This window comes from Quadrisphaera sp. DVD1, assembly GCF_058932755.1.
On sequence record NZ_JBZYWI010000126.1, the window covers coordinates 1 to 9,282 of the forward strand.

Here is a 9,282-nt window from a genome sequence, read left to right on the forward strand (position 1 = left end):
GCGCTGCTCGTGGGGGCGGACCTGCGGGGAGCGGACCTGCGCGGCGCCGACCTCATCGGCGCGGACCTGCGCGGCGCCGACCTCGCCGGCGCGGACCTCTCCAGCGCCCTGTACCTGGCGCCCTTCCAGGTGGGAGCCGCCCGCGGGGACGCCCGCACCCGCCTGCCCGAGTCGCTCGCCCGGCCCGGTCACTGGGGCCGCTGACCCCTCAGCGGGTCGCGCCCGCGGCACCAGCGGTCGCGGTGGCGTCGACGGTGAACCAGACCACCTTGCCGCCGGCCTCGTCGCGCACCCCCCAGGTGGTGGCGAGCCGGTCCACGAACCCGACGCCGCGCCCGTGAGGGACGGCGGGGCCGAGGGAGAGCACCCGGGGGTGCACGGGGCTGTCGTCGCCCACCTCGACCCGCACGGAGGAGCCGCTCGTGCTGATCGCCAGCCGGGTCTCGCTCCCGGCGTGGACGATGGCGTTGGTCACCAGCTCGCTGACGAGCAGGACGACCAGCTCGCACGTCCGCGGGGGGACGCGGGCGGCGCCGCAGCGCTCGCGGGCGAAGGTGCGGGCCGCGCGGACCGAGCTGGTCAGCGGCGGCAGCACGAGGGAGGAGACCGCCACCTTCCGGAGAGTAGGCGTCCCCGCCGCAGCCCACCCGTCGGTGAGCACGGGCGCCCCACCGGGCCAGGACACCGCGGTGACGCTCAGTGACCTGTGGTGGGCGCAGCGCGGTCGCGCAGCGGGAGCCACGCCAGCACGTCCTGGATGCGCGCGTCCCAGTACCCCCACTCGTGCTCGCCGGGCCCGAGGTCGGCGGTGACCGCCACGCCCGCGCGCTCGGCGGCGGCCAGCAGCGCGCGGCTGTCGCCGAGCAGCTCGTCCTCCGTGCCGCACGCCACGTAGAGCGCCGGAGCGCTGCCGGGGTCGGTGTGCGCGAGCAGGTGCAGCACGTCGTCGGGCGTGCCGGCCACCTCGCCGCCGCCGAAGATCCGCTCGCCCATCCGCGGGTCCTCCGGGCGCGACCAGCGGCGGTCCACCGCGGCCACGTCGAGCGCCCCGGACAGGCTGGCCGCGGCGGCGAACCGCTCGGGCTGGCGCAGCGCCCACTTCAGCGCCCCGTAGCCGCCCATCGACAGGCCCGCCACGAACGTGTCCTCGCGCCGGTCGGAGACGCGGAACAGCGAGCCGACGAGCTCCGGGAGCTCCTCGGACAGGAACGTCCAGTACCGCCCGCCCAGCGCCTCGTCGGTGTAGAAGCTGCGGTGCACCTGCGGCATCACCACCGCCAGGCCGAGCCCGGCGGCGTAGCGCTCGACGGAGGTCCGGCGCACCCAGGTGGTGTCGTCGTCGCTCAGCCCGTGCAGGAGGTAGAGCACCGGAGGAGGGCCCTGGGCGACCGTGCCGGTCATCCCGATCTGGGTGCTCGTGCGCTGGGGCAGCAGCACGGTGAGGGAGGTGCTCAGGCCCAGGGCGTCGGAGAAGACGTCGCATCGCAGGTGCGCCACGGTCCCGATCCTGCCCCGCGTGCGGGGCAGGCGCCGGTCAGACGACGGTGAGGGTGACGGTGGAGCCCTTGCGGACCTGCCCGGCGGGCGGGTCCTGCGCCCGGACGGTGCCGAAGAAGCCCCCCAGGACGCGCTGCAGCTCCACCCGGAGCCCCGCGGCCTCCAGCTGCTGCTGGGCCGGGCCGACCTGCTGCCCGACGACGCTCGGCACGTCCACCAGGGGAGGACCGGAGGAGACGACCAGGGCCACCGGGTCGCCGCGGAACAGCGTGCCGCCGGCGGGGTCGGCGCGCACGACCGCGCCCTCGGGGACGGACTCGCTGGCCTCGGCGGTCACCGCGCCCACGGCCAGGCCGGCGTCGCGCAGCGCCGCCTCCGCCTGGGCGCGGGGCTGGCCGACCACGGCCGGCACGGGGATCGGCTGACGGCCCAGGGAGACCACCAGGTCGACCGCGGTGCCGCCGCGCGCCTGCACGTCCGGAGCGGTGCCCTGGCTGAGCACCCGCCCCGCCTCGACGTCCTCGGAGTGCGTCTCGGTCACTGCCCCGACGGCGAGGGAGGCGGCGGCCAGGGCGGCCTCCGCCTCGGCGCGGGTGGCGCCGACCACGCTCGGGACGGCGAACAGCTGCGGCCCGCGCGAGACGGTGAGGGTCACGGTGCTGTCCTCGCGCACGCTGGCGCCCACCGCGGGGGAGGTCGAGACCACGAGCCCGGCCTCCACCTCCTCGTCGAAGGCCTCCTGGAGCTCCACGCCCAGCTCGCGTGCCGCCAGGGTGGACGAGGCCTCCTCCGCCGTGGCGCCGACGACGCGGGGCACCTCCACCCGGGCCAGCGGGCCGTCGAGGACGGCCCAGGTGCCGGCTCCGGCGAGCGCCAGGACGAGCGCGACCACGACGGCGAGCACGATCCGGCGGCGACGGCGCCGCGCGGGGGCGGGAGCGCGGTCGGCGTCCCGGGCGGCGATCCGCGGGAGCGTGCGGGTGGAGCCCCGCTCGGCGTCCTCGGCGCCCTCCGCCGCGCTCGCGCCGCCGGCCGCGCGGTGCAGGCCGCTCAGGGCCCGCGTGCGCGTCAGGCCGTCGACCTCGCGCTCCAGCTCCTCGCCCACGGGCAGCGCCAGCACGTGCTCGCGGCTGACCCGCCGGGTCTCGCCGTCGCTGGCCGGTCCCGCGGTCACCGGCGGGCGGTCGAGGTCGGCGTCGGCCAGGCCGTCGCGGACGTCGCGCAGCTCGGCGAGCAGCTGGCCGGCGTCCGCGGGACGCCGGGAGGGGTCGCGCGAGGTCGACCACAGCACGAGGTCGTCGACGTCGGCGGGCAGGTCGGGGCGCAGGCCCGACGGCGCCGGCACGTCCTCCTGGACGTGCCGGAAGGCGATCTGCGCGGGCACGCCGCCGGTGAAGGGAGCGCGGCCGGTGAGCAGCTCGAAGAGCACCACGCCGGCGGCGTAGACGTCGGCGCGCGCGTCGGCGGTGCCGTGGAGCACCAGCTCGGGCGCGAGGTAGCCGACGGTGCCGATCAGCGTGGACGCCGAGGTGCCGGTCGTCGTGCTGGCCGCCCGGGCCAGCCCGAAGTCGGCCACCCGCAGCCGCCCGTCGTCGCCGACCAGGACGTTCTCGGGCTTGACGTCGCGGTGGACGAGGCCCGCGCCGTGCGCGGCGGCCAGGGCCTCGAGCACGGCCTCGGCCATCGACAGCGCCTCGCGCAGCGGCAGCGCTCCCCGGGCGGTGATGACGTCGCGCAGCGTGCGGCCGGGGACGTGCTCCATCGCCAGGTACACCGCGCCGTCCCCGGCGCCCTGGTCGAACACGGCCACCACGCCGGGGTGCGACAGCCGGGCCGCGGAGCGCGCCTCGCGGGTGAACCGCTCGACGAAGGTGGGGTCGTCGGCCAGGTGCGGGTGCATGACCTTGAGCGCGACGGCCCGCTCCAGGCGCGTGTCGGTGGCCAGGTAGACCGTCGCCATCCCGCCCCGGGCGATGCGGGAGCGGACCTGGTACCGGCCGTCCACGAGCCGCCCCACGAGCGGGTCCTGCACAGCGGTGGCCACGCCGCGAGTCTACGGTCGCGGGGCCCGCTGCACGGGCGGTTCCGCCGCTCCTGCCGGTCCGCTCAGTAGCGCGACATGAGGGTCTGGACGTTCGCGACGTAGCGGCGGGTGTCCGGGTACATGCCGTTCTTCCGGACTCCGGCCAGGCCCTGGTAGTAGCCGGCGATGGCCGTGGGCAGGTCGGCGGCGCTGCGCCGCAGGGAGGCGAGGATCGCCACGCCGGCGACCACGTTGTCCTGCGGGTCGAGCAGGTCCAGGGGGCGCCCGACCAGCTGGGAGGCCCACCGCCCCGAGGAGGGGATGACCTGCATGACGCCGACGGCGTTGGCGGGCGAGACCGCCCGCATGTCGAAGCCGGACTCCTGGTGCGCCACCGCGAGGGCCAGCGCCGGCTCCACGCCCATCGCGGCCGCCGTGGTGGCGACGAGGTCCTTCATCTCCTCCTCGCTCGGCACCGCCCGGGCGCGCAGGGTGTCGCGGTTCGTCGTGGCGGCGGAGGTGACGCCGGAGGCGTAGGTGCGCCCGGCGAAGGTGCTGGCCATCGGCTCGGCGGCCGGAGCGGGGGCGGCCGCCGGCGCGGCGCCGCCCGCGGGCAGCGCGATCACCTGGCCGGGCCGGATGATCGAGGTGCTGCTCAGGCCGTTGGCGCTGAGGACGGCGGCCACCGGCAGCCCGGCGCGGGCGGCGATGGCGCTCACGGTGTCGCCCGCCCTGACGACGACGCCGGCGCTCGCGGTGCCGCGGGGGGCGCTGGCGGCCGCGGGAGCCGGCGCGGAGGCACCGGGGATCGTGAGCCTCTGGCCGACCCGGAGCCGGCTGGGGTCGGCGATCCCGCTGGCGCGGGCGATCGCGGCGACGGTCGTGCCCGAGCGCTGGGCGATGTGGCTGAGCGTGTCGCCGGAGCGCACGGTGTAGGTGGTGGACGTCGCCGGCGCGGCCGCGGGGGAGGCGGGGGCCGCAGCGGCGGGCAGGGTCAGGCGCTGGCCGGCGCGGATGGCGTCGGCCGAGCGCAGGCCGTTCGCCGCCACGAGGGCCTTCACGGTCGTGCCGTGGCGGCCGGCCAGGGCGCTGAGGGTGTCGCCGGAGCGGACGGTGAGCGTCTCGGCGGCCGCCGGTGGCGCCACCAGCACCGGCACCACGCCAGCACCGAGCACCGCTGCGACGCCCAGGGGCAGCCCGAGGCCGCGGGAACGGCCCGCCGGCCGGGCGGCGGTGCGGGCGGGGGCGGTGCGGGCGGTGCGGGCGGAAGGCATGCGGAGGCTCCTGCGTCGTCGTGGCGTGTGTCGGCGTCGCAGGGTCTGTCGACCCGTCCGGCCCGCTCCTTGAGCCGACGTGGCAGGCTCCTCCCGTGGCCGACGTGCGCGAGGACCTGGAAGAGCTGGCGCGGCTGGTCGGGGGCGAGGACCAGTGGCTCACCGTGCCGGACATCGCCGACCTGCTCGGCACCGACGTCCTGGCGGTGCGCCGGATGTTCGACGACCGGATGCTCCTGGGCGTCCGGCACGGCACGCCCCGGGTGCTGCGGGTGCCGCGGGCGCTCGTCGACCCCGAGCCGCTGGTGAGCCTGCCGGGCACGCTGACCGTGCTGGCCGACGCCCGCTTCTCCGACGTCGAGGCCCTGCGGTGGCTGTTCTCGCCCGAGCCCGCGCTGGGCACGACGCCCATCGCCGCGCTGCGCGACAACCGGATCGCCCCGGTCCGCCGCGCCGCGCAGGTGCTGGGCTACTAGGCCGGCGCGCGCCAGCGGCGCTGCTCGCGCCGTGCCGCCCGAGCGCGCACGAGCGCGGGCCCGGCCACCGCGAGGCGGCGGGGCAGCGGCACCGAGACGCGCTGGTGCAGCACGTGGTAGCGCGCCTGCTCCACCGCGCCGAGGATGCCGCCGTAGAGCTCGAAGGCGCAGCGGATGGAGTCGCGGCTGGTCGGGTGGAGCAGGTCGATGCCCGGCTCCGCGCGCCGGTACAGCTCGCGGGTGCGGGCGACCTCGCTGCGCAGCAGGTCCTCCACGCCCGGCAGCAGCTCGCCGGTGCGCCGCCCGTGCTGCAGGGCGGCGCGGGTGACGCCGTGCGCGTCGAGGTCCTCCTGCGGCAGGTACACGCGCCCGCGGTCGAGGTCCTCGCCGACGTCGCGGATGAAGTTCGACATCTGGAAGGCCTCGCCGAGCAGGCGCGCCCGCACGGCGGCCTCGGCCTCGGCGCCGGGCAGCGGCTCGAGCACCGGCAGCATCTGCAGGCCGATCACCGACGCCGACCCGTACATGTACTCCTCGAGGTCGGCGTAGGTGGCGTACCCGGTCTCGGTGATGTCCTGGCGCATCGAGGCCAGGAAGGCGTCGACCGTCTCGACCGGCAGGTCCCAGCGCCGCACCGTGGCGAGCATCGCCCGGCCCACCGGCCCGGACTCGTCGGGCGCCCGGTCGCCGTCCAGCGCCGCCCGGAACGCGTCGCCCCACGCGACGAGCGCCGCGGGGTCGGGGGTGGTGAGGGAGTCGACGAACTCGTCGGCGTAGCGCGCGAAGCCGTAGAGCGCCCACACCCAGGGCCGCTTGGCCGGCGGCAGCAGGGCGGTCGCCAGGAAGTAGGTGCGGCCGTGCTCGGCGTGCAGCGCGCGGCAGGCCAGCAGGTCGTCGCGCAGCTGCGGGTCGGTGATCCCCGCCGCGTCCAGGCTGGCGCTGCCCGGCGGACGCCGGCGCACCGGCGTCCGGGCCCTCACCGCCACGCCCGCGAGCGGTAGGCGCGGTCGCGGCCGGTCACCCGCTCGGCCGCCAGGCGCCCGGAGACCAGCACCATCGGCACGCCCACGCCCGGCTGGGTGCCCGAGCCGGTGAAGACGACGTTCTCGCCCCACAGGTTGCCGGGCCGGAACGGGCCGGTCTGGCCGAAGGTGTGCGAGGAGGCGAACGGGGCGCCGTCGGCCATGCCGCGCTCGAGCCAGTCCTGCGGGGTCGTGACGTGCTCGACCTCGATGCCGTCCGCGAAGCCGGGGTAGCCGCGCCGCTCCAGCGTGGTCATCACGTGCTCGCGGTACTGCGGGCCGATCCGCGACCAGTCCACGCCGTGCGCCGCGCCCGCCGACAGGCTCGGGGTGGGGAAGAGCACGTAGTAGACGTGCTTGCCCGGCGGGGCCAGCGAGGGGTCGGAGACGGTGGGCGCCGAGACGAGCACGCTCGGGTCGCTCATGAGCCGGCCCCCGGTGAGCTCGGCGAACACCTCCTTCCACGCCTTCCCGAAGAGGATCGTGTGGTGGGCCTGGTCGGCGTAGTCGGTGCTGGAGCCGGCCAGCAGCAGGTAGCAGCTGGGGGAGAAGGTCAGCGGCACCGGCCGCCGGTGCCGCTCGCCGAGCAGCTCGGCGTACGCGACCGGCAGGTCGGGGTTGAGCACGACGACGTCGCACGCCACCCGCTCGCCCTCGGAGGTCAGGACCGCGGTGGCGCGGCCGCCGGAGTGCTCGACCGCGGTCACCGTCGTGCCGTAGCGGAACTGCACGCCGTGCTTCGCCGCCGCGGCCGCCATCGCCTCGGGCACCGCCTGGATGCCGCCCCTGGGGAAGAACACCCCGGCCACGGAGTCCATGTAGGCGATGACGGCGTAGATGGCCAGGGCGTCGTAGGGGGAGACCCCGGCGTAGAGGGCCTGGAAGGAGAACACCCGCTGGGTGCGCTCGTCCTCCAGGTAGCGCTCCACGGCCGGGGCCAGCTTGCCGAAGCCGCCGGCCGCGACGAGCTTGACCAGGTCGGGGCTGAGCAGGTCCAGGGGGGTGTCGATGTTGCGGTCGATGAACGTCTTCATCTCGTACCGGTAGAGCTTGGAGACGAAGTCGACGAAGCGCCGGTAGCCGTCGGCCTCGGCCGGCCCGCAGACGCGGGCGATCTCCTCGGCCATCGCGTCGGGGTCGGCGTGGACGTCGAGGGTGGAGCCGTCGGCGTACTTCGCCCGGTAGAGCGGGTCGACCGGCTCGAGGGTGAGCCAGTCGGCCATGTCCTCGCCGAGCGCGTCGAAGCAGTCCGCCACGAGGTCGGGCATGGTCAGCACCGTCGGGCCGGTGTCGAAGCGGTACTCCCCGCCGGGGACCGGCGTGGTGATCCGCCCGGCGCGCCCGCCGGGGTGGTCCTCGCGCTCCAGGACCGTCACCGACCGGCCGGCCCCCGCCAGGCGCATCGCGGCCGAGAGCCCGGCCAGCCCGGCACCGACGACCACGACGTGGTCGGTGGGGCCGGTCACCGTGCGGGTGCGGCCGGGGACGAGGCTGTCGACGGTGCGGCGCAGGGCCACGCCGGCGCCGGCGCCGAGGAGCGCGCTCATGCGGCCCTCGCGGTGGCGGCCTCGACGAGGCCCTCCAGGGCGGCGCGGGCCGACTCCTCCACCGGCGCCGCCGCCAGCGCCTCGCGGCTGCGCCGCACCCCGTCGTCGATCATCGCCTCGACGCGGTCGAGCGCGCCGGTGTCGACCACGACCTCGCGCAGCGTCGCCACGCCGGCCTCGCCGATCCCGGGGTCGCCGAGCAGCCGCCGCACGGCGTCCGCCTGGGCGGGCGTGGCCCGCTGCAGGGCCAGCGCCACCAGCACGGTCCGCTTGCCCTCGCGCAGGTCGTCGCCGGCCGGCTTCCCGGTCTGCGCCGGGTCGCCGAAGACGCCCAGGACGTCGTCGCGCAGCTGGAAGGCCTCGCCCAGCGGCAGGCCGTAGGCCGAGTACGCGGCGACGAGCTCCGGGCGCGCGCCCGCCAGGGCCGCGCCCAGGAGCAGGGGGTGCTCGACGGTGTACTTGGCGCTCTTGAAGCAGATCACCCGCAGCGCCCGGGCGAGGGCCTCGTCGGTCTCGCCGCGGTGCTCGCACCCCGTCGCCCCGTCGGTGGCGCCGGGGCCCTCGCTGCGGGCCCCGGCGACCACCGGCATCGCCTGGGCGAGCATGTCGAGGTACTGCCCGCCCATGAGCTGCGTGCGCATCCGGTCGAAGACGCCCTTGGCGCGCTGCAGCGCGTCCTGCGCCAGCCCGGCGCCGTTGAGCACCTCGTCGCTCCACGACAGGCACAGGTCGCCGGCGAGGATGGCTCCCGCGGCCCCGAAGTGCTCGGCGTCGCCCACCCACCCGCTGCCGCGGTGCAGGGCGGCGAACTGGCGGTGCACCGCGGGCATCCCGCGACGGGTGTCGGAGGCGTCCATGACGTCGTCGTGGATCAGCGCGGCCGCCTGGAAGAGCTCCAGGGCGGCGGCCGCGCGCACGACCGCGTCGCTCTCGTCGTCCGCACCGGTGCCGGTGCCTCCGCCCGCGCCCCGCCAGCCCCAGTAGCAGAACGCCGGGCGCAGCCGCTTGCCGCCGGCGACCAGGCGCGAGACCGACTCGACGAGGGGGGCGCAGTCGGGGTCGACCTCGGTCAGCACGGTGGTCTGGCGGGCCAGGACGTCGTCCAGCGCCTGCTGGACGCGAGCTCGCAACCGGTCGGCGTCCAGCACGGAGGAGGGGGTCACGGAGGGAGCCTATGCAGCAGGCCCGCCCGGGAGCCCGCCCGAGGAGGCCGGATGTGGGCCAGGGCACACCGGCTGGACAGGCGCCCCCGGGCTGGTCCCGGGCCGTGACCACCCAGCACGCTGTACCCCGTGGAGGGGACGGGAGGGCTCGCCGAGGAGCACCGGCGCCGGTGGTCGGCCGCCCACGGCGGCGTGCCGGCGTCCTCGCCGCTCGTGCGGGCCTGGCTAAAACCACCCCCTATACACATCTCCAAGCCCACGAGACGCTCAACCAAATCTA

The 9,282-nt window shown here is 76.8% G+C and carries 10 protein-coding genes; 2 read left to right on the forward strand and 8 right to left on the reverse strand.

Translation table 11 applies throughout. The features are described from left to right. On the forward strand, nt 1–204 hold a 204-nt coding region (locus AC5FZL_RS13070), incomplete at its 5' end, for a pentapeptide repeat-containing protein (RefSeq protein WP_493619292.1). 4 nt (nt 205–208) lie between these two features. Here AC5FZL_RS13070 and AC5FZL_RS13075 read toward each other — a convergent pair. The 4 genes from AC5FZL_RS13075 to AC5FZL_RS13090 all read right to left on the reverse strand — a co-directional run bounded on the left by AC5FZL_RS13075 (nt 209) and on the right by AC5FZL_RS13090 (nt 4,794). After that, entirely contained in the window at nt 209–613 is a 405-nt protein-coding gene (locus AC5FZL_RS13075; RefSeq protein WP_493619294.1) for an ATP-binding protein, read from the reverse strand. An 83-nt stretch (nt 614–696) separates the two neighbouring features. Beyond that, on the reverse strand, nt 697–1,497 hold the full coding sequence (locus tag AC5FZL_RS13080; RefSeq protein WP_493619296.1) for an alpha/beta hydrolase: 801 nt from the start codon (nt 1,495–1,497) through the stop codon (nt 697–699). A 37-nt stretch (nt 1,498–1,534) separates the two neighbouring features. Further along, nucleotides 1,535–3,541 carry a Stk1 family PASTA domain-containing Ser/Thr kinase gene (gene pknB, locus AC5FZL_RS13085; RefSeq protein WP_493619298.1) on the reverse strand — a complete coding sequence of 669 codons (2,007 nt, stop codon included), beginning with the start codon at nt 3,539–3,541 and terminating at the stop codon, nt 1,535–1,537. Nucleotides 3,542–3,603: 62 nt separating this feature from the next. Next, nucleotides 3,604–4,794 (reverse strand): LysM peptidoglycan-binding domain-containing protein, encoded by a 1,191-nt coding sequence (locus tag AC5FZL_RS13090; RefSeq protein WP_493619300.1) that lies wholly within the window; start codon nt 4,792–4,794, stop codon nt 3,604–3,606. 95 nt (nt 4,795–4,889) lie between these two features. Here AC5FZL_RS13090 and AC5FZL_RS13095 point away from each other — a divergent pair, with 95 nt between their 5' ends. Continuing rightward, entirely contained in the window at nt 4,890–5,270 is a 381-nt protein-coding gene (locus tag AC5FZL_RS13095) for an Rv2175c family DNA-binding protein (protein WP_493619302.1), read from the forward strand. Here the strand turns inward: AC5FZL_RS13095 and AC5FZL_RS13100 are convergent. From AC5FZL_RS13100 to AC5FZL_RS13115, 4 genes are all read right to left on the reverse strand, one after another. Further along, complete coding sequence (locus AC5FZL_RS13100) at nt 5,267–6,256, reverse strand: phytoene/squalene synthase family protein (protein WP_493619304.1); 990 nt, start codon at nt 6,254–6,256, stop codon at nt 5,267–5,269. The genes AC5FZL_RS13095 and AC5FZL_RS13100 overlap by 4 nt on opposite strands. Continuing rightward, nucleotides 6,247–7,839 carry a phytoene desaturase family protein gene (gene crtI / locus AC5FZL_RS13105; protein ID WP_493619306.1) on the reverse strand — a complete coding sequence of 531 codons (1,593 nt, stop codon included), beginning with the start codon at nt 7,837–7,839 and terminating at the stop codon, nt 6,247–6,249. Before crtI ends, AC5FZL_RS13100 begins: the two co-directional genes overlap by 10 nt. Continuing rightward, nucleotides 7,836–9,002, reverse strand: a complete 1,167-nt coding sequence (locus AC5FZL_RS13110; RefSeq protein ID WP_493619307.1) for a polyprenyl synthetase family protein — start codon at nt 9,000–9,002, stop codon at nt 7,836–7,838. The genes crtI and AC5FZL_RS13110 overlap by 4 nt, the downstream gene beginning before the upstream one ends. Next, the coding region (locus tag AC5FZL_RS13115) for a hypothetical protein (protein WP_493619308.1) at nt 8,999–9,282 on the reverse strand (284 nt) is incomplete at its 5' end. The genes AC5FZL_RS13115 and AC5FZL_RS13110, both read right to left, overlap by 4 nt.

Coding starts and splice junctions, on each gene's coding strand:
- AC5FZL_RS13090 (WP_493619300.1), bottom strand. CDS start 4,794: ATGCCTTCCGCCCGCACCGCCCGCACCGCCCCCGCCCGCACCGCCGCC.
- crtI (WP_493619306.1), bottom strand. CDS start 7,839: ATGAGCGCGCTCCTCGGCGCCGGCGCCGGCGTGGCCCTGCGCCGCACC.